Consider the following 18,474-nt stretch of genomic DNA (forward strand, 5'->3'; position numbering starts at 1 on the left):
GGTACAAGGGTGCGCCGAAGAACAAGCGCGTGATCGTACGCCATGTCGCCGAGCCGGCCTCGCAGCGTTTGCTGCTCGAGAAGGGCGACATCGACATGGCCCGCAACCTCTCCAAGGACCAGCTCGCCGCTGTGAAGGAGAAGTCCGACATCCAGATCGTCCAGGGCGACAAGGGCTATATTCTCTATCTCGGCCTGAACCAGAAGAACGCCAACCTGAACAAGCCTGAGGTCCGCGAAGCGCTGAAGTGGCTGGTCGACTACCAGTCGATCGAGCGCAACATCGTCGAGGGTACCTACAAGCACCACGAATCCTTCCTGCCGAAGGGCTTCCTGGGAGCCATTGACGAGAAGCCTTACAAGTTCGATCCCGCCAAGGCCAAGGAGCTGCTCGCCAAGGCCGGTCTGCCGAATGGCTTCACCGTCACCATGGACGTTCGCTCGGTCGCTCCGATCACCGATATCGCGCAGGCGATCCAGTCGAGCTGGGGCCAGGCCGGCATCAAGCTCGAGCTGATCCCGGGCGACGGCAAGCAGACGCTGACCAAGTATCGCGCCCGCACCCACGACATCTATATCGGCCAGTGGGGTCCGGATTATCTCGATCCGCATACCAATGCCGAGACCTTCGCCATCAACGAGAACAATGGCGAAGATGCGAAGTCGAAGACGCTGGCCTGGCGCAATGCCTGGGATATCCCGGACATGACGAAGGTCGCCCAGGCCGCCGTGCTCGAGACCGATGCGGCCAAGCGCAAGGCGACCTATGAAGTCCTGCAGCGCGAGCACCAGAAGGTTTCGCCCTTCGTGATCATGTACCAGCAGGTCGAGGTCACGGCCGAGCGCAAGAACGTCAAGGGTTGGGTGATCGGACCGAGCTCCGACACCAACTTCTACTGGCCGATCTCCAAGAACTGAGACACGTCTTCTGACGGAACCCGCCGCGGCTAAATGGCTGCGGCGGGCTTATTTCTATTCTTTTCTGTTGAGCGCCACGGGCGAGGGGATTGCATTCCCGCGCGCCGTGGCTTCCGGAAGCGCCCTTCTTCGGGCTTTTGTACAGTGGTTGGTTGCATGGCGTCATCGCGCGAGACATGGGCGGGCAAATCGGGTCGCTGGGGCAAGATTGCCGGGCGAGAGTTCAGCACGGTCGCCATCACGATGTTCGGGCTTCTGCTCGTCACCTTCCTGATCGCGCGCGTGATGCCGATCGACCCGGTGCTCGCCGTGGTCGGTGATCGCGCTCCCGCCGATGTCTACGACAAGGCGCGGCTGGACCTCGGCCTCGACAAGCCGCTCTGGCAGCAATTCGGTATTTATATCGGCAAGGTCTTCACCGGCGATCTCGGGCGCTCCGTACTGACCTCGAACACCGTGGTCGACGACATCAAGACCGTCTTCCCGGCGACGCTCGAGCTGGCGACGCTGGGCACGCTGATCGGCATCATGCTCGGCGTGCCGCTTGGCATCGTCGCTGCCGTCCACCAGGGCCGCTGGCCCGACCAGATCGCCCGCGTCATCGGCTTGATCGGCTATTCGATCCCGGTCTTCTGGCTTGGCCTCATGGGTCTTCTGCTGTTCTACGCCAAGCTCGGATGGGTCAGCGGACCCGGGCGTATTTCGGTGGCGTATCAGGATTTCGTGACGCCGATCACCGGCGTGATCATGCTCGATGCCGCCATGCAAGGTGAGTGGGATGCGTTCTGGGACGCTTTCTCCCATCTGATCCTGCCGGCCTCCGTCCTGGGCCTGCTGAGCGTCGCCTATATCAGCCGCATGACGCGCAGCTTCATGATCAACGAGCTGCAGCAGCAATATGTCATCGCCGCCCGGGTCAAGGGCGTGTCGGAGTGGCAGGTCATCTGGGGCCATGCCCTGCGCAACGCCGTCGTGCCGCTCGTGACGGTGATCGCACTCTCCTACATGCACCTGCTCGAAGGTTCGGTGCTGACCGAGACCATCTTCGCCTGGCCCGGCCTCGGTCGTTACATCACCAATTCCCTTCTCAATGCCGACATGAACGCCGTGCTCGGCGGCACGCTGGTGGTTGGCGCGGTCTTCATCGGTGTCAATCTGTTCTCCGACATCATTGGCCGCCTGGCCGATCCGCGGGCGCGCTGAGGACATGGCCATGACCGAACAGACTTCGTCCGGCTGGGCCGCCTGGCTCATCACCGATTCCCCCGCGTCGCGCCGTCAGGCACGGCTTGGCCAGTATTACCGGCAATGGCTCGCGTTCCGGCGCAACCCCGCAGCCGTCATCGGGCTGACCATCGTCCTGCTGCTGCTACTTGCTGCAGCCTTCGCGCCGCTGCTCGCGCCCTATGATCCGCTGGCGCAGGCCCTCGACAAGCGCCTGCTGCCGCCGTCGGCAACGAACTGGTTCGGCACGGATTCACTCGGCCGGGATATCTTCAGCCGGGTCGTCTACGGCTCGCGCGTCACGCTTGTCATCGTGCTGCTCGTCGTCATCACCGTGGGGCCGATCGGCCTCCTGATCGGCGCTGCTGCAGGTTATCTCGGCGGCTGGGTCGATCGCGTCCTGATGCGCATCACCGACGTCTTCCTGGCTTTCCCGCGCCTGGTGCTCGCGCTCGCTTTCGTTGCGGCACTCGGCCCCGGACTTGAAAATGCGGTCATCGCGATCGCGTTCACGGCCTGGCCGCCTTATGCGCGCGTCGCCCGCGCCGAGACACTGATCATCCGCAACCAGGACTACATCTCCGCGGTCCGGCTGCAGGGGGCGTCGCAATGGCGGATCGTACTCAGGCATGTCGTGCCGATGTGCCTGCCATCCCTGATCGTGCGGTCCACGCTCGACATGGCCGGCATCATCCTGACCGCTGCCGGGCTCGGCTTCCTCGGCCTTGGCGCGCAGCCGCCGATCCCGGAATGGGGCGCGATGATCTCAGCCGGCCGCGAGCAGATCTTCGACCAGTGGTGGGTCGCGACCTTCCCCGGCCTAGCCATCTGCGTTGTCGCGCTCGGCTTCAACCTGCTGGGCGATGGCCTGCGCGACGTCATGGATGCGAGGTGAGATGATGCGCGCACCAGATAGCCCGATCGAACAGCCGCTGCTCGAACTCGACAATCTGCGGGTCAATTTCCACACCGCGACCGGCATTGTCCGCGCCGTGCGCGGGCTTTCCTTCACGCTCGGCCGCGAACGGCTCGGCATTGTCGGCGAGTCCGGCTCCGGCAAGTCGATGACCGGCCGCGCCATTCTCGACCTCATCCCCCATCCCGGCGAGGTTCAGGCCGACAAGCTCGTCTATCGCGGGCAGAACCTGCTGACGATGGACAAGGGCGCGCGCCGCAAGCTGCGCGGCCGCCATATCTCGATGGTGATGCAGGACCCGAAATTCTCGCTCAATCCGGTGAAGACCGTGGGCGAGCAGATCGCCGAAGCCTATCGCGTCCATCACAAGGCGAGTTCGCGTGAGGCCAGGGAACGCAGCCTCACCATGCTGGAAGCGGTCCAGATCCGCGAGCCGGCACGCGTCTACGATCTCTACCCGCACGAAGTCTCGGGCGGCATGGGGCAGCGCGTGATGATCGCGATGATGCTGATCGCCGAACCCGACATCCTGATCGCCGACGAGCCCACGTCGGCCCTCGACGTCACCGTGCAGTTGCAGGTGCTGAAGATCCTCGACGACCTCGTCACCAGCCGCGGCATGGGGCTGATCTTCATCAGCCACGACCTGCATCTCGTGCAGTCCTTCTGCGACCGCGTCATCGTCATGTACGGCGGCAAGGCGATGGAGACGCTGCCGGCCGCCGAACTTGCCGACGAGAGCGCACGCGCCCATCGCCATCCCTATACGCTCGGCCTGCTCGACTGCCTGCCGGATCTCGATCATCGCAAGGACAAGCTCGCCACCCTGAAACGTGACCCGGCATGGCTGGCATGAACATGAACCCCGCCATCATTGTCGAGAAGCTGAACGTCTCCTTCGGCGATTCCCATGTCGTGAAGGACCTCTCCTTCTCGGTTGCATCCGGCGAGAGCTACGGCATCGTCGGTGAATCCGGCTCGGGCAAGTCGACCGTGCTGCGTGTCCTCGCCGGCCTGAACCGCGAATGGAGTGGTGACGTCACGATCCTGGGCAGCAAGCAGCCCAAGGTTCGCGACAAGGCCTTCTATCGCGCCGTGCAGATGGTCTTCCAGGACCCTTATGGCAGCCTCCACCCGAAGAAGACGGTCGACGATACGCTGGCCGAGCCACTGGCCATTCACGGCATCGACGATGCCGAGGCGCGCATCGAACGCGCCATGAAGGATGTCGGGCTGCCGAATTCGTTCCGTTTCCGCTTCCCGCACCAGCTCTCCGGTGGCCAGCGCCAGCGCGTGGCGATTGCGCGCGCACTGGTGCTCGAACCGAAGATCCTGCTGCTCGACGAGCCGACTTCAGCGCTCGACGTCTCGATCCAGGCAGAGGTGCTGAACCTGCTCCAGGCGCTGCGCAAGGAGCGCAATCTGACCTATATCCTGGTCAGCCACGATCTCGCGGTCGTTGCTCATATGTGCGAGCGGCTGCTGGTCATGCAGTTCGGCCGTGGCGTCGAGGAGATGACGGCCGAGACGCTGGCGGCGCGCTCGCCGCAGACGACCTATGCCCAGCAATTGCTGATCGCGAGCGAAGGCTTCCGCCGCCAGACCGCCTGAGCGGCAGGGCGGTTGCGCGTCCTGCCTGCTTGGGTGGAGCGCCAAAACCGTCTAACTCTCGTCGCAGCGATCGGCTAGCTTGGCCCGTATTCGCTGCTGCGGAGTGTGTATGCCCATGGATGCCGTCGCCGATCATGTCGTAAAGCTCGAAGCTGCGCCGGAGCGCACTCCGGTCCCGCCCTTCGATCTCGTGATCTTCGGTGCCAGCGGCGATCTGGCCCTGCGCAAACTCTTTCCGGCGCTGGCCCAGCGCAATCAGGAAGGCGTTCTGCCGGAGGAAAGCCGCATCCTGGCGATGGTGCGCAAGAGCGAGGATGTCGCCGGACTGCCCGGCGAGATCAGCCGGAAGCTCACCGAGGAGGGGCTTTCCGCCGCCAGGATCGAGACATTCCTGCGCAGGCTCTCCGTGGTCCAGGTCGATGCGCTGAAGCCGGAGACCTATGCCGGCCTGCGGCAGGAGCTCGGCGATTCGGAGCGTGTGCGCTCCTTCTATCTCTCGACGCCGCCCGATCTTTTCATCCCGATCTGCGAGAACCTCGCCAGTGCCGGCATCCTGACGCCGACCTCGCGCGTCATTCTCGAAAAGCCCCTGGGGCGGGATCTCGCCTCCGCCCGCGAGATCAACGACGCCGTGGCAAGGATCCTTCCGGAAAGCCGCACCTACCGGATCGATCATTATCTCGGCAAGGAGACGGTCCAGAACCTTCTGGTACTGCGCTTCGCCAACACCCTGTTCGAACGCTCCTGGTCGAGTCGCGACATCGACAATGTCCAGATCACGGTTGCCGAGACGGTCGGCCTCGAGTCGCGCGCCGGCTATTACGACAAGGCCGGACACCTGCGTGACATGGTGCAGAACCACGTGCTGCAGCTGCTCTGCCTGTTTGCGATCGAGCCGCCGAACCTGCTGGAAGCCGATGCCGTCCGCGACGAGAAGGTCAGGGTTCTGAAGGCTCTCAAGCCGATCGTCGGCCCCGATGTGCTGCGGGCGACCGTGCGCGGGCAATATGGCCAGGGCGTCAGCGGTGGCGCTCGCGTCCATGGTTATGCCGAGGAACTCGGCCATGCCAGCAACACCGAAACCTTCGTCGCGATCCGCTGCGAACTCGAAACCTGGCGCTGGGCCGGCGTCCCGATCTATCTGCGCACCGGAAAGCGCATGGCGCAGCGCTATTCCGAGATCGCCGTCACCTTCAAGCCGGTGCCGCACTCGATCTTCGGAAGCGCTGCCGATTGTGGGCGGCTCGATGCCAATCGCCTGATCATCCGCCTGCAGCCCAATGATGGCGTGCAGATGCAGCTGATGATGAAGGTGCCAGGCTCCGGCAAGCTCAAGATCGTCCCGCGCCAGCTCGATCTGCGCTACGACACCGCCTTCGGCGTGCGCTCACCTGACGCCTATGAGCGGCTGCTCACCGATGTGATCCGCGGCGACCAGACCCTGTTCATGCGCCGTGACGAGGTCGAGCAGGCCTGGGCCTGGATCGATCCGATCATTGCCGGCTGGCAGGAGTACTATCCGCAGCCGCATCGCTATGCCGCCGGCTCCTGGGGGCCGTCTCAGGCGATCGGTCTGATCGAGCGCGAAGGGCGATCCTGGGCCGACCCGGAACTGATGGAATGAGCGCGGTGGGGCCGCTCTCCTGGCATCGTTTCGAGACGTTGGCCGGCGCATCGGAAGCGCTGGCCGAAGCTGTCGCAGTGCGCCTGCGTGCCGCCATAGCCGCCCGCGGGGGCGCGTTGCTCGCGGTCCCCGGCGGTACTACGCCGGCACGTTTTCTTGCGGCACTCGGCGCGCACGACCTCGCCTGGGACAGGGTTACCCTGATGCCGACCGACGAGCGCTTCGTCGCGCCGGACGATGCCGCCTCGAACGAGCGCATGATCCGGGACGCCTTCTCCCCTTTGCGTGACGAACGGGCCAGCTTCGTGTCCTTCCACAATGCCGGCGACGATCTCGCCGCGGCAGCGCGTAGCCTCGATGCCGTGCTCTCGCGCCTGCCTGCGATTGACATCCTGGTCAGTGGCATGGGCGCCGATGGGCACATCGCCTCGCTCTTTCCAGGCGACGCTGCAGCTACGCGCAGCGACGACGCAATCCACGCAGTCGCAGCCCGTCCGCCCGGCCTGCCACCTCGCATCTCACTCTCGGCCGCGCGAATCGCGAAGGCAGGTTGGGCAACCCTGCTCATTGCCGGCAAGGAGAAGGAAACGACGCTGGCGACGGCTCAGGCCCTTCCGGCGGCCTATCCGGTCGGCATCCTGCTGCGACGGCCGCAGGGGCTCGACGTTTACTGGGCCAGGGCTTAAGCGAAGGTGCTCAGCGAGGAGATCGAGCCAATGTCAGGCGAACCCGAAATTGCACGCCTCAAGGCCTGTGGCGTTGTCCCGGTCGTCGTGATCGACGAGGCCGAGGTCGCGGTCCCGCTGGCCCGGGCGCTGCTTGCGGGTGGCATCGACGTGATCGAGGTCACGCTGCGCCGCCCTGCTGCACTGGCCGCGCTCGAGAGGATCGCCCACGAGGTGCCGGAAATCCTTTCGGTTGCCGGTACGGTCGTGACGCCCTTGCAGGTCGCAGAGGTCAAGCGGGTGGGCGCGCAGGCTGTGGTCAGCCCAGGCTTCAGCGAGGCGGTGGACGAGGCGATGCGCGCGGCGGGGCTGCCCTGGTTGCCTGGCGTGGCGACGGCGTCCGACTGCATGCGCGCGGTCTCGGCCGGACGGATCACCTGCAAGTTCTTCCCGGCAGAGCAGGCGGGCGGCACGCCGGCGCTGAAGGCGTTGTCCGGACCCTTCCCGCAGCTGAAGTTCTGCCCGACCGGCGGTGTCAGCCTCGCCAATCTCGCCGATTACCTTGCCCTGCCGCAGGTGATCTGCGTCGGAGGATCCTGGCTCGTGCCGGCGGATGCGGTTGCGAAACGCGACTGGGCGCGTGTGACTGAGCTTGCCAGGGAAGCGCGGGAAGCCGTGAAGGCGATCCGCGGCTAAGCGTCATCCCTGATGTTGAAGACGGCTGCCTCCAGCCCGGACTTTCCGGCATGAAGCGCCGCAGAGCAGACCGGGCTGTCGAGGTGGGCGAAGATTGATCCACCCACGACATGCTGGCAGGCGTCCTCGGCCGTCCTTGCGGTGAAGTGCGGATCCACCCTGTCGGCTGCCGCCAGGGGCGATCCATAGGTCGTGATGTAGGTCGCCTGCCCCGGAGCTATATGCACCGGCGTCACAGACAGCGCTTCCGCCGTGATGCTTCCGAGATAAGCCGTGTCATTGGCGAGATCGAGCACCGAACAGATGCGTGGCGTATCATGCGCATCGAACTCCCGGTCGAGGCCGGAAAGCACCCCGATCAGCGCATCTCTTACCGTGTGACCCGCCCGCAACCGCTCGAAAATGGGTCGGGTTTGGGTGCCATTGCTCGCGACGACGTAGCGCTCGGTCCAGAGTAGACTTTCATAGGCGATGTAGGGGCTCTCCGATGCCGCGTCGGCGCTGTTCGCACGCGGCACGATCCGGATCGCGTTGCCAGAGCGCTCTGCATCTCTGTTCGGAAACGATCTGCTCGAAACGCGGTATGCCGAAACCAAGTCTCCGAGAGGCGTTCTGCCGACTGCAATGATGCGGCCGACATAGCGTGAAACGCCCTCCGTCATGCCGGCAGCCTGTCCACCGCCAGCTCTGCGATCGCGAGCGAGGACGTCAGCCCGGGGCTCTCGATCCCGAGCAGGTTGACCAGTCCGGGTACGCCATGGATGGCCGGTCCGTCGATGCGGAAATCAGGCATCGGCTCCGTCGGTCCGTGCAGCTTCGGCCGGATACCGGCATAATCCGCGACCAGCGCCCCGTCCTGCAGACCGGGCCAGTAGGTTCGGATCGCCGCGTAGAATCGCTCGGCCCGGGCCGGGTCGACGACCAGATCCTGGTCGTCATCCACCCATTCGACATCCGGGCCGAACTTGACCCGCCCGGCCATGTCGATCGTGGCATGGATGCCGAGCCCGGCTGCTTCAGGGATCGGGTAGACCAGATGCGAGAAGGGCTGCTTCCCCAGCAGTGCGAAGTAGTTGCCCTTGGCGAAAGACTGCTTTGGCACATAGGCGGCAGGAAAGCCGTCGAGCCTGCCGAGAAGGCGGGGCGCGCCGTGGCCGGCCGAATTGACGATGCTGCGGACCGAATAGGTTGCGGGATCGTCGCCGCCGAAATCGACGCTGAACGCCTCGCCCTCGCGGCGCCAGCCGGTGATGGGCGTATTCAGGGCCAGCGAGCCGCCTGCAGCTTCGCACTCTCCAAGCAGAGAGAGCATGAAGGCGTGGCTGTCGACCACGCCGGTCTCTGGCGAGAACAGCGCGATCTCGCAGGCGACCTCGGGCTCGTGCGCCCGCGCTTCGGCGGTGTCGAGATAGCGCAGCGAGTCCACGCCCGAGGCTTTCGCGCGCGCCGCGATCGTTTCCAGTGCCGGGCGCTGGCCCGAAGCTGTCGCGACGATCAGCTTGCCGCAGGCTTTGTGCGGCAGGCCGCGCTCGCCGAGATAGCGATAAAGCTGCTTACGGCCCTCGACGCAGACCTGCGCCTTGAGCGAGCCGGGCGGGTAGTAGATCCCGGCATGGATGACCTCGCTGTTGCGCGCGGAGGTCTGAGTGCCAATGCCGTCGGCGGCCTCGGCGATCACGACCTCGCGTCCGGCGAGCGCAAGCGCGCGCGCCGTTGCGAGGCCGACGACGCCGGCCCCGATGACGAGGCAATCGATATCGGCCATCGTGATCCTGCGATCAGGCTGCGCGCGGCGGCATGGCGATCTCGACGAGGCTCGCCCAATAGGTCACCCCGACCGGGATCGCCGCATCGTTGAACTCATAGGCCGGGTGGTGCAGGCCAGCCGAGTCACCATTGCCCATGAAGATATAGGCGCCGGGGCGCTCCTCGAGCATGAAGGAGAAATCCTCCGACCCCATGACCGGCGGGATCTCGGTGTCGATCGCGTCCTTGCCGAAAACGTTCCGCGTGGCGCTGGTCACGAAATCCGTCTGCCCGGCGTGATTGAAGGTCACCGGGTAGCCGCGGTCGTAGTCGACGTCGCATTTGAGATCGAACGCCTTCGCCAGCCCGTCGGCGATCTCGAGGATGCGCTTCTGGGCGAGGTCGCGCATGGCAGGCGTTAGCGTCCGGACCGAGCCCTTGATCTCGACGGTCTGCGGAATGACGTTGAACGCTTCGCCGGCATTGATCGCTGTCGCCGAGACCACGACAGAATCGAGCGGGTCGGCATTGCGCGAGGCGACAGTCTGCAGCGCGGTCACGAGCTGGCAGGCGGCAACCACCGGATCCTTGGTGTCGTGCGGCGCGGCGGCATGGCCACCCTTGCCCTCGATCTTGATCAGGAAGCGATCGGCAGCGGCCATCAGCGGGCCCTTGCGGATGCAGAATTGACCGATCGCCATGCCAGGCTTGTTGTGCAGCCCATAGACCTCCTGCACGCCGAAGCGCTCCATCAGGCCCTCATCGCACATCACCTTGGCCCCGCCGCCGCCTTCTTCTGCCGGCTGGAAGATCACGACCGCGGTGCCGTCGAAATCGCGGGTCTCGGCGAGATATTTCGCGGCGCCGAGCAGCATGGTGGTGTGGCCGTCATGACCGCAGGCATGCATCTTGCCGGGCACGGTCGAGCGGTGCTCGAGATTGGTTTCCTCGTGGATCGGCAAAGCATCCATGTCGGCACGCAGGCCGATTACCTTGCCGGAACCCTGGCGCTTGCCCTTGATCACGCCGACGACGCCGGTCTGGCCAATGCCTGTCACCACCTCGTCGACGCCCCAGGCCCTGAGCTTTTCGGCAACGATGCCCGCCGTGCGATGCACGTCGAAGAGCAGTTCGGGATGGCGGTGAAAATCGCGACGGATCGCGGTGAGCTCGGGCGTCAGCGCCGCGATGAGTTCGGACTTCGGCATCATGTCCTCGGGCAGAGAGGGAAGGTTGGCAGAAATCGGGTTGCCAAGTCATGCAAGCTAGCGCGGTCCGACCGGGTCTGTCCAAGCCGATTGCGGCATGAGGGGGCAGAAGCGGAGGAATGGCGTCGCGACCGCGTATGGTTGCAATCCTCGCATCATTCTGGATCGATGGCTGGTGTCGGCGGCAGATCGTTCTCGCGGTCGAGATGACTGCATGTGTCCGTGTCGCGGGCTTCCAGGAGAGCAGGATCTGTCATGGTGGAGTGGCTTTCAGCCTTCACGTTCTGCTCGCTGCTCAGCGCAGCCGCGGTGTTCGGCCTCCTGCTGCGGAGCCGGTTGCCCGAGGAGCACCTGACCGAAAGGAACATGGAAGCGCTGCGGCTGATCACGAGCCTCCTCGTTACCTTTGCGGCGCTTGTCCTCAGCCTGCAGCTGTCGAGCGTGAAGAGCGCGTTCGACATGGCGTACCGGGACAGGAACGCGGATGCCGGGCAACTGGCCCAGCTCGATCAGTGCCTGCGCAATTTCGGCCCGGGGGCTGAGAAGGCCCGCGAGAATCTCCGGAGCTATACCGCCGCGGTGATCGCGAGCACCTGGCCCGACGAGGAAAGGCCGACCGGCATTGCCTATCCTGATCCCAGCACCATGGGACGCCACGGGGAAAGCCCGACGCTCAGCGTGCTGGTCAATCAGATCGGCCTCGAGATCAATGGCCTCGCCCCTGTCGACGGGTTGCATGCGAACCTGGCTACGGAATGCCGTGCGAATTTCATGAGCCTGCAACAACGTCGTTGGGCGGTGATTGAAGATGCGAGGGACCCGGCGTCGCGGCTGTTCACGAACGTCCTGACGTTCTGGCTGATGCTGGTCTTCGTCAGCTTCGGCCTGCAGGTCCCCCGCAAGCTGCTGGCCGCCATCGTCCTGGCGATCGGTGTGGTTTCGATATCGAGCGTGATGTTCGTGATCGTTGACCTGAACTCGCCCTATGGCGGCCTGTTCGGCATCCCAAGCACATCGATGCGCAATGTGTTCGAGGCCATGAGCCGGTAGGCAGCTCACCTTCATTTCGTGCGAGTGTTGTCGTCGATGCCTTCGCTTGGGGGCGAGGCGACGAATGACGTAGGGCCAGATTGCTGTCCTTTTGCCGGGGATGCCGGCGCCTCTTGCTGCCGGCTGCATCAGTGGCCGCGCTGCAAGGAGGTATCTTCGATGACCCATGCTCGCGGCCGATGTTACGGGTTTTACTCATCGTTCCCTGACACTACCCGCGCCGCTCGGCGCCGAAATCGTGACAACCCTCTGATTCTATTGCGGTCATGCGGTGCGGGCACGACTGGCGTGTTTCTTGATCAGCATCGAGCGCTGCGCGGCCTTGCTTCCCGCAGCAGGGAAGAAACGCTTATCGGGAGACAACAAGATGAAAAGACTCGCGGGCCTGACTCTCGGACTTACGCTTCTTGCGATTGGCTATGCCGGCGCGGAGGTCCAGAGCAGCAAATACTATGTGTCGCCGGAGCAACTCGACACGACCCGGTTCATGGCGCCGCCGCCATCAGCGGATACGACCCGGCGGGAGCTCGAGATCATGCTAAGCCTGCAGGAGAAGCGAACAGCCGAACAAGCCGAGCGGTCGGTCGCGGACCTTGAGCAGAGCGTCTTTCGCTTCGCCGACGTGATGGGACCCGAATTCACGGCCGAAAAACTGCCGAAAGCGGCGGCATTCTTCACGAAGGTCTACAAGACGGAGAGCGCCTTCAACAAGCAGGGCAAGGAAAAATGGGATCGCCAGCGGCCACCGGTGGTGGACGCTCGTCTCAAGCCGGTCGCCAAATATGCGAACAGCGGCTCTTATCCGAGCGGTCACGCTGCATTCTCGTACCTCACCGCGATCGTGTTGGCCGATATCGTGCCGGAGAAGGGCGAGGCGATCTTCGGGCGTGCCGTCGAATTCGGCGAGAACCGGGTGATCGGCGGAGTGCACTACCCAAGCGACATCCAGGCGGGCCGGGAGATGGCCGCGATGATCGCGGTTCTCGCCTACCGGAACCCCGATTTCCAAAGGGATCTCGAAGGAGCGAAGTCCGAAATCCGCGGCGCCTTGCGACTGGCGCACTGATCCAGCCGTCATGGCAGGTCGGTCCCGTCTCGGGATCGACGCGGTGACGAATTCCCAAGGGGTGGCCGCCTGGACAGGGGGGCTGCCCCTTGCGTTGCCATCGGCCTTTTGAGGTGCCGCGGTCAGAACGCCTGCCCGTCGATCTCATCCGGCTTGCCTCCCGTTTGCCATTCCGAAACGACCGCCGCTGCACCTTGGTGTAGCGGTCAGCGCTACGGACTTGCTGGAACGGTCCGGCATCGGAATGCACCGGAGATCTCGCGTGGAAACTTCCCTCTATCTGCCGGTCAAACACTTCCTCGAAGGCCTGGGCTATTCCGTGAAGGGTGAGGTCGGGCGCTGCGACCTTGTTGGTCTCAAGGGCGATGATCCGGCTGTCGTCGTGGTGGGAGAATTGAAACTGACCTTCAATCTCGAACTCATCCTGCAGGGCGTGGACCGGATGAAGCTCGGTGACGAGATCTGGCTTGCAGCCCGGTTGTCGGCGCGGGGGAAGGGACGCGAGAGCGATTCCCGCTACCGTAATCTGTGCCGGCATCTCGGTTTCGGCCTTCTCGGGGTCGCTTTGTCCGGTCGCGTCGATATCCTCGTTTCCCCGGCCGCGGCGACGCCGCGCAAGGATGCCAAGCGGCGTTCGAAGCTCGTGGAGGAGCACAAGCGGCGTCGGGGAGACCCTGTCGCAGGCGGCGGTTCGCGCGCACCGATCATGACGGCCTACCGGCAGCAGGCGCTCGCTTGCGCAGCAGCCATGACGGCAGGCCCGCAGCGGCCGCGCGATCTCAAACAGTCATGCCCGGACGCACAGAAGATCCTGCACCGCAACGTCTATGGCTGGTTCGAGCGAGCCGATCGCGGCGTCTACGCCTTGACCGACGCCGGCCGCACGGCTCTGGCGAGATGGGTGGCAGCGCCGGCCCCGGTCCCACCCGCACCTGGGCCGCACGGAGTCGTGCCTCCGGTGGCGGACACCAACGAGAGCCTCTCCGCCGCGGCCTGCTGATTGGCGCATCGCGCTTCCGCCCGCAGCCGGAGGGTGGATCGGTCTAGCGGGCGCTCGCAGCGAGATAGATCCCGGCGATCCGTTCGATTCCGGCTTGGTCGGCGCTGTCGAAGCGGGAGGGGTGGGGGCTGTCGAGATCGATCACGCCGATCACCTCACCGTCGCGGATCAGCGGCACGACCAGCTCCGAGCGCGAGGCTGCATCGCAGGCGATATGGCCAGGAAACGCATGGACGTCTTCCACCAGCATGGATTGCCGGCGGGCGACCGCCGCTCCGCAGACGCCGCGCCCGACGGAAATGCGGACACAGGCCGGCTTGCCCTGAAAGGGCCCGAGCACGAGCTCGCCGTCCCGCATGATGTAGAATCCGGCCCAGTTCAGATCCGGCATCATCTGGAACAGCAGTGCCGAGGTATTGGCCGCGTTGGCGATCGGGTCGCTTTCTCCCGCCAGCAGGCCCTCAAGCTGCGAGGTCAGCTCGCGATAGAAGCCGGCCTTGTCGCTGCTCGCGATTGCTTGTGCCTGAAACATGGCTGCTCACCTCCGGCGCTCGCCCTTCGTCATGGTGCTCCCTAGCATCGCGCAGGGGCGACAGCGAGAGCGCAATGGTGCGTATCGATCCACTTGGCTACAAGGAACGCAGCGCCGGGGTTTCTCTCCCTGCATGATTCCTCGCCTTGATGAAGTGATGTCCACCATGTCCGAGATTCAACCCATTCGCGAAGCGGTCATCCCGGAGCTGCCGAACTACTATCGGGGCAAGGTCCGCGAGAATTACGATCTGCCGGACGGGCGCCGCATTCTGATCGCCACGGACCGCCTCAGCGCCTTCGATCGCGCTATCGCCTGCATTCCGTTCAAGGGGCAGGTGCTGACCCAGACAGCCCGGTTCTGGTTCGAGAAGACCGCGGATATCTGCCCGAACCATGTGCTGGAATATCCGGACCCCAACGTCGTCGTCGGCCAGAAGCTCGATATCCTTCCCGTCGAGATCGTGGTGCGCGGCTATCTCGCCGGCACGACCAGCACGTCGGTGCTGACCATGTACAAGCAGGGCAGGCGGGATCTCTACGGCATCCGTTTCCAGGATGGCCTGCGCGACAACGAGGCGCTTCCTCATGCCGTCATCACGCCGACCAGCAAGGCCTTCGACGGCGGCCATGACGAGCCGCTTTCCCCGGACGAGATCGTCGGCAGCAAGCTCCTGACCCAGGAACAGTGGGATACGGTGTCCGGCTACGCGCTGGCCCTGTTCGCCCGGGGGCAGGACATCGCGCACGGACGCGGGCTGATCCTTGCCGATACCAAATACGAGTTCGGTACCGATCGGCAGGGCCGGATCATGCTGGCCGATGAGATCCATACCCCCGATAGCAGCCGCTACTGGTTCGCCGAGAGCTACCCGGCGCGCTTTGCGGAGGGAGAGCGGCCGGAGAGCTTTGACAAGGATTTCGTGCGCAACTGGGTCGCCGCACGCTGCGATCCCTACAAGGAGCCGATCCCCGAGATCCCGGACGAGCTCGTCGCGCAGACCTCGCAGGTCTATATCCGCGCCTTCGAGACCATTACGGGCCAGGCGTTTGAGGCCCCTGCCGGCCAGGAGCCGCCGGTGGACAGGATCCGCCGGAACCTGGCGCGCTATTTCTGAGGTCAGTTTGGGGCGCGCATGTCTCCAAGCATCGTCGGGATGAGCTCCGATACGGTCGGATGGATCGGAACAGCGCGCAGCAGCCTGTCATAGGGCGCGCCCGCATTCATCATGTCGAGGATCCCATGGATCGCCTCGTCGCCGCTCGTCCCGAGGATCGCAGCGCCGAGGATGCGGCGCGTCTCGGCATCGGCAATGACGCTCATGAAACCAAGCGTCTCGCCCTTCTCGATGGCGCGGCCGACGCGCGTCATCGGCCGGTGGCCAACCAGCAACGGCCGGCCGCTGGCGTGCGCCTGGGCAAGCGTCATGCCGACCCGCCCGAGCGGCGGATCGATGAAGAGCCCATAGGCCGGGATGCGGTCACTGACCTTGCGCGTCTCTCCATCGAGTAGATTGGCGGCGACGATCTCGAAATCATTATAGGCCGTGTGCGTGAAGGCGCCGCGGCCATTGCAGTCGCCGATTGCCCAGATGCCGGGGACATTGGTCGCCAGGCTGTCGTCGACCTCGATATAGCCTCGCGCATCCGTTGCGACCCCGGCCTTGTCGAGACCGAGATCGTCGGTGTTCGGGCGGCGCCCGACGGCAAGCAGGACATGTGACCCGATGATCTCGGGTGCGCCGGAAGTGCAATCCACGCCGACCGCGATGCCCTCCGGGTGGGGAACGAATCGAATGCACTCCGCGCCTGTCCGGATCTCGATCCCTTCGGCGACAAGGATATCGCGGATCGCCTCCGAAACCTCTTCGTCCTCGCGGGACACGAGATGTGGACCCTTCTCGACAACAGTGACGGCTGCACCGAAGCGGCGGTGCATCTGAGCGAATTCGAGGCCGATATAGCTGCCGCCGATGACGACGAGATGCTTCGGCACCGTGTCGAGACCAAGGATCGAGGTGTTGGTCAGGTAGGAGATGTCGCCGATCCCGGGCATGTCCGGCACGACGGCGCGCCCGCCGACATTCAGGAAAATGCGGGGTGCGCTGATTACATCGTCGCCCACCCGCATCCGGTCGGCGCTCTCGAAGCGCGCATGCCCGGTGAGGACGGTGCAGCCCTTCATCCCGCGCAGCCAGGTCTCGATATTGCGGCGCGAATTGGCGGAGACGAGGGCGGCTCGCTCCTTGACCTTCGGCATGTCGATGCGCGGCGGCGTATCCAGGATGACGCCGTACTCGGCGCCACGGCGCGCGAGATGCGCAGCATAGGCACTGGCGACCAGCGTCTTGGTCGGCATGCAGCCGGTGTTGACGCAGGTGCCGCCAAAGAGATGGCGTTCGACGATCGCAACCGACAGGCCGGCACCGGTCATCCGGCCTGCCAGTGAAGGTCCGGCCTGGCCGGCCCCGATGATGATGGCGTCGAAAGTCCGGTTCATCGCGCGGCCACCACGATCAGCCAGGCGGCGAGTAGCGCCACCACGTCCTCGATCAGCGCGGCAGGCCTGTCGCGACCGAAAGCTCCTGCGAGGCCCGCCCGGGCTGCGGCCCCGCCAAGCGTACCGGCGACGGCGCCAACCGCGCCCGCGATCGCGCCAAGCGCGAGCGATCCGGCCGCGGCGCCGATGGCCGCGCCGGACAGGGCGCCTGTCACGATGCGGCCGCCGAACTGCGTCGGGACCTTGCGGCTCGCCGTCGACGGCAACTTGTCGGTGATCAGTTCGCCGATGGCCAGCGCGGTCAGGATCCAGGGCGTCCAGGCATAGCCCAGGAAGGCCAGGGGGCTGGCACCGAGGTTGATCCAGCCGAGATGGGCGGCCCAACTGACGGCGGCCGGTGCCATCATGGTGCGCAGCCCGGCCACGACCCCGATGAGCACTGCGAGCAAGACGGCCATGGTCTTCCCTCGAACGGCAGGGTATCGCCGCCCAAGACAACGCTAGCTCATCGCGCAGGTCAACTCATCGTTAGCCGGTCGGCTCCCTCGTGTAAGGTCAAGCATCAAACCCGGCGGCAACGAGGTTGCCTTACACCCCGTACTCCTTGCGCCATGCCGCGAAATCGTCGAGCGAGACGTTGGAGCCGCAGAGGATCAGGCCGACGCGCTCCCCGGGCTTGAACATCTCCTTGCGCGCCACGGCTGCGGCAACCACGCAGCCTGCCGCCGGCTCGATCAGCACCCTCCCGTTCTGCAGCACCCAGGCCATTTCGCGCACGGCCTCGGCATCGGGCACGGTGACGATCTCCTCCAGATACTGGCGCGCTGCCGCCATGGTGCGTTCGGTCGCGAAGGGGGCGCCGAGCGCGCGGGCGATCGAGGTCGGCCGGATCGGTACCGGCTTGCCGGCCTCCAGCGCCTGGGTCATCGTCGTTGCCCCCTCCGTCTCGACGCCATGAATGCGCACCGCCGGGTCGAGCCCCTTGAGAGCCGTGCCGACTCCGGCCACGAAGCCGCCGCCGCCGATCGAGATGAAGACATGGTCGAGGCGCCCGCTGGCGTCATTTGCCAGTTCGAGGCCGAGCGAGCCATGCCCGGCGATGATCGCCGGATCGTCATAGGAGTGGACATTGGTCATGCCCTTCGCCGCGTACTCGTCGGCCTTGGCAAAGGCCTCAATCGCGTCCTCGCAAAGTTCGACCTCGCCGCCGGCCTGCCGGGTGAGCTCGACATTGAAGGGCGCGACATTCTTCGCCATCAGCACGAGCGCGCGGGCGCCCATCGATTTGGCGACCATCGAAACCGCGATCGCGTGGTTGCCGCCGGAAACGGTGACGATGCCGCGCTTCAGCTCGTCCTCGCTGAGCGCAATCAGCTTGTTGAAGCAGCCGCGCACCTTGAACGAACCGCCGAGCTGCAGGCTCTCCACCTTCACCACGGTCTCGACGCCGAGCCGCGCCGAGAGGCCGGCGCTATGGAAGGTCGGAGTGCGCCGCACCTTGCCGGAGATGCGGGTGGCGGCAGCCTGGATATCGGCGAGCGTGACGTCGAAATTCATGGGACTGGACTTCTCTCATGGCCCGGCGGCGCCGGCGTCTCGGCGCGCACATCAACGCGTCCGGCGCAGGCCGGTCAAGCCACAGCTGACGATTGACCTGGCTGTCAGGCTGCCTAGCGTGTCGGCATGAGACCTGCCTTCCCGTCTGCCTTTGGAGATCCGA

At 65.1% G+C, this 18,474-nt stretch carries 19 protein-coding genes; 12 read left to right on the plus strand and 7 right to left on the minus strand.

Annotated features, from left to right (window positions below; translation table 11 throughout):
- The 8 genes from AC1D34_RS04110 to eda all read left to right on the plus strand — a co-directional run.
- Nucleotides 1–917 (plus strand): ABC transporter substrate-binding protein (locus AC1D34_RS04110; protein ID WP_476823550.1); only part of this gene is annotated, 917 nt, incomplete at its 5' end.
- Between the two features lie 156 nt (nt 918–1,073).
- Nucleotides 1,074–2,120, plus strand: a complete 1,047-nt coding sequence (locus AC1D34_RS04115; protein WP_441493524.1) for an ABC transporter permease — start codon at nt 1,074–1,076, stop codon at nt 2,118–2,120.
- A 10-nt stretch (nt 2,121–2,130) separates the two neighbouring features.
- A complete protein-coding gene (gene nikC / locus AC1D34_RS04120) occupies nt 2,131–3,036 on the plus strand; it encodes a nickel transporter permease (RefSeq protein WP_441493525.1) in 906 nt (301 codons plus the stop codon).
- Between the two features lies 1 nt (nt 3,037).
- On the plus strand, nt 3,038–3,913 hold the full coding sequence (locus tag AC1D34_RS04125) for an ABC transporter ATP-binding protein (protein ID WP_441493526.1): 876 nt from the start codon (nt 3,038–3,040) through the stop codon (nt 3,911–3,913).
- A 2-nt stretch (nt 3,914–3,915) separates the two neighbouring features.
- Nucleotides 3,916–4,668, plus strand: coding sequence for an ABC transporter ATP-binding protein (locus tag AC1D34_RS04130; protein WP_441493555.1), 753 nt, complete (start codon nt 3,916–3,918; stop codon nt 4,666–4,668).
- Nucleotides 4,669–4,777: 109 nt separating this feature from the next.
- Nucleotides 4,778–6,292 carry a glucose-6-phosphate dehydrogenase gene (gene zwf / locus AC1D34_RS04135; RefSeq protein ID WP_476770164.1) on the plus strand — a complete coding sequence of 505 codons (1,515 nt, stop codon included), beginning with the start codon at nt 4,778–4,780 and terminating at the stop codon, nt 6,290–6,292.
- Nucleotides 6,289–6,978 carry a 6-phosphogluconolactonase gene (gene pgl, locus AC1D34_RS04140; protein WP_441493528.1) on the plus strand — a complete coding sequence of 230 codons (690 nt, stop codon included), beginning with the start codon at nt 6,289–6,291 and terminating at the stop codon, nt 6,976–6,978. The genes zwf and pgl overlap by 4 nt, the downstream gene beginning before the upstream one ends.
- A gap of 30 nt (nt 6,979–7,008) precedes the next feature.
- On the plus strand, nt 7,009–7,653 hold the full coding sequence (gene eda, locus AC1D34_RS04145) for a bifunctional 4-hydroxy-2-oxoglutarate aldolase/2-dehydro-3-deoxy-phosphogluconate aldolase (protein ID WP_441493529.1): 645 nt from the start codon (nt 7,009–7,011) through the stop codon (nt 7,651–7,653).
- Here the strand turns inward: eda and AC1D34_RS04150 are convergent.
- From AC1D34_RS04150 to AC1D34_RS04160, 3 genes are read right to left on the minus strand one after another with little or no spacing between them, the layout of a single operon-like run.
- The gene (locus tag AC1D34_RS04150; protein WP_441493530.1) at nt 7,650–8,315 is read right to left on the minus strand and encodes an IMP cyclohydrolase; all 666 of its coding nucleotides are present in this window, start codon (nt 8,313–8,315) and stop codon (nt 7,650–7,652) included. The genes eda and AC1D34_RS04150 overlap by 4 nt on opposite strands.
- Nucleotides 8,312–9,418 (minus strand): NAD(P)/FAD-dependent oxidoreductase, encoded by a 1,107-nt coding sequence (locus tag AC1D34_RS04155; protein WP_476823551.1) that lies wholly within the window; start codon nt 9,416–9,418, stop codon nt 8,312–8,314. The genes AC1D34_RS04150 and AC1D34_RS04155 overlap by 4 nt, the downstream gene beginning before the upstream one ends.
- Nucleotides 9,419–9,431: 13 nt before the next feature.
- Entirely contained in the window at nt 9,432–10,607 is a 1,176-nt protein-coding gene (locus AC1D34_RS04160) for a M20 aminoacylase family protein (protein WP_441493532.1), read from the minus strand.
- A gap of 255 nt (nt 10,608–10,862) precedes the next feature.
- Here AC1D34_RS04160 and AC1D34_RS04165 point away from each other — a divergent pair, with 255 nt between their 5' ends.
- The 3 genes from AC1D34_RS04165 (at nt 10,863) to AC1D34_RS04175 (ending at nt 13,723) form a co-directional block, all read left to right on the plus strand.
- Nucleotides 10,863–11,657 carry a bestrophin-like domain gene (locus AC1D34_RS04165; protein ID WP_441493533.1) on the plus strand — a complete coding sequence of 265 codons (795 nt, stop codon included), beginning with the start codon at nt 10,863–10,865 and terminating at the stop codon, nt 11,655–11,657.
- A 295-nt stretch (nt 11,658–11,952) separates the two neighbouring features.
- The gene (locus AC1D34_RS04170; protein WP_476823552.1) at nt 11,953–12,723 is read left to right on the plus strand and encodes an acid phosphatase; all 771 of its coding nucleotides are present in this window, start codon (nt 11,953–11,955) and stop codon (nt 12,721–12,723) included.
- Nucleotides 12,724–12,985: 262 nt separating this feature from the next.
- The gene (locus tag AC1D34_RS04175; protein WP_476823553.1) at nt 12,986–13,723 is read left to right on the plus strand and encodes a DUF2161 domain-containing phosphodiesterase; all 738 of its coding nucleotides are present in this window, start codon (nt 12,986–12,988) and stop codon (nt 13,721–13,723) included.
- A 43-nt stretch (nt 13,724–13,766) separates the two neighbouring features.
- Here the strand turns inward: AC1D34_RS04175 and AC1D34_RS04180 are convergent, their stop codons facing one another.
- A complete protein-coding gene (locus AC1D34_RS04180; RefSeq protein ID WP_476823554.1) occupies nt 13,767–14,255 on the minus strand; it encodes a GAF domain-containing protein in 489 nt (162 codons plus the stop codon).
- Between the two features lie 166 nt (nt 14,256–14,421).
- On the opposite strand from AC1D34_RS04180, the gene AC1D34_RS04185 reads away from it, so the two are divergent.
- Nucleotides 14,422–15,372, plus strand: coding sequence for a phosphoribosylaminoimidazolesuccinocarboxamide synthase (locus tag AC1D34_RS04185; RefSeq protein WP_476823555.1), 951 nt, complete (start codon nt 14,422–14,424; stop codon nt 15,370–15,372).
- 2 nt (nt 15,373–15,374) lie between these two features.
- Here the strand turns inward: AC1D34_RS04185 and AC1D34_RS04190 are convergent, their stop codons facing one another.
- The 3 genes from AC1D34_RS04190 to AC1D34_RS04200 all read right to left on the minus strand — a co-directional run bounded on the left by AC1D34_RS04190 (nt 15,375) and on the right by AC1D34_RS04200 (nt 18,311).
- Nucleotides 15,375–16,754, minus strand: coding sequence for an FAD-containing oxidoreductase (locus AC1D34_RS04190; protein WP_476823556.1), 1,380 nt, complete (start codon nt 16,752–16,754; stop codon nt 15,375–15,377).
- Entirely contained in the window at nt 16,751–17,212 is a 462-nt protein-coding gene (locus AC1D34_RS04195) for a DUF4126 domain-containing protein (protein WP_441506102.1), read from the minus strand. Before AC1D34_RS04195 ends, AC1D34_RS04190 begins: the two co-directional genes overlap by 4 nt.
- A gap of 130 nt (nt 17,213–17,342) precedes the next feature.
- A complete protein-coding gene (locus tag AC1D34_RS04200) occupies nt 17,343–18,311 on the minus strand; it encodes a threonine ammonia-lyase (protein ID WP_476823557.1) in 969 nt (322 codons plus the stop codon).
- Nucleotides 18,312–18,474 lie beyond the last annotated feature (163 nt).

It is taken from the genome of Allobosea sp. P1_A7 (assembly GCF_056406775.1).

Coding starts and splice junctions, on each gene's coding strand:
- AC1D34_RS04115 (WP_441493524.1), top strand. CDS start 1,074: ATGGCGTCATCGCGCGAGACATGGGCGGGCAAATCGGGTCGCTGGGGC.
- nikC (WP_441493525.1), top strand. CDS start 2,131: ATGACCGAACAGACTTCGTCCGGCTGGGCCGCCTGGCTCATCACCGAT.
- AC1D34_RS04125 (WP_441493526.1), top strand. CDS start 3,038: ATGATGCGCGCACCAGATAGCCCGATCGAACAGCCGCTGCTCGAACTC.
- AC1D34_RS04130 (WP_441493555.1), top strand. CDS start 3,916: ATGAACCCCGCCATCATTGTCGAGAAGCTGAACGTCTCCTTCGGCGAT.
- zwf (WP_476770164.1), top strand. CDS start 4,778: ATGCCCATGGATGCCGTCGCCGATCATGTCGTAAAGCTCGAAGCTGCG.
- pgl (WP_441493528.1), top strand. CDS start 6,289: ATGAGCGCGGTGGGGCCGCTCTCCTGGCATCGTTTCGAGACGTTGGCC.
- eda (WP_441493529.1), top strand. CDS start 7,009: ATGTCAGGCGAACCCGAAATTGCACGCCTCAAGGCCTGTGGCGTTGTC.
- AC1D34_RS04150 (WP_441493530.1), bottom strand. CDS start 8,315: ATGACGGAGGGCGTTTCACGCTATGTCGGCCGCATCATTGCAGTCGGC.
- AC1D34_RS04155 (WP_476823551.1), bottom strand. CDS start 9,418: ATGGCCGATATCGATTGCCTCGTCATCGGGGCCGGCGTCGTCGGCCTC.
- AC1D34_RS04160 (WP_441493532.1), bottom strand. CDS start 10,607: ATGCCGAAGTCCGAACTCATCGCGGCGCTGACGCCCGAGCTCACCGCG.
- AC1D34_RS04165 (WP_441493533.1), top strand. CDS start 10,863: ATGGTGGAGTGGCTTTCAGCCTTCACGTTCTGCTCGCTGCTCAGCGCA.
- AC1D34_RS04180 (WP_476823554.1), bottom strand. CDS start 14,255: ATGTTTCAGGCACAAGCAATCGCGAGCAGCGACAAGGCCGGCTTCTAT.
- AC1D34_RS04185 (WP_476823555.1), top strand. CDS start 14,422: ATGTCCGAGATTCAACCCATTCGCGAAGCGGTCATCCCGGAGCTGCCG.
- AC1D34_RS04190 (WP_476823556.1), bottom strand. CDS start 16,754: ATGAACCGGACTTTCGACGCCATCATCATCGGGGCCGGCCAGGCCGGA.
- AC1D34_RS04195 (WP_441506102.1), bottom strand. CDS start 17,212: ATGGCCGTCTTGCTCGCAGTGCTCATCGGGGTCGTGGCCGGGCTGCGC.
- AC1D34_RS04200 (WP_476823557.1), bottom strand. CDS start 18,311: ATGAATTTCGACGTCACGCTCGCCGATATCCAGGCTGCCGCCACCCGC.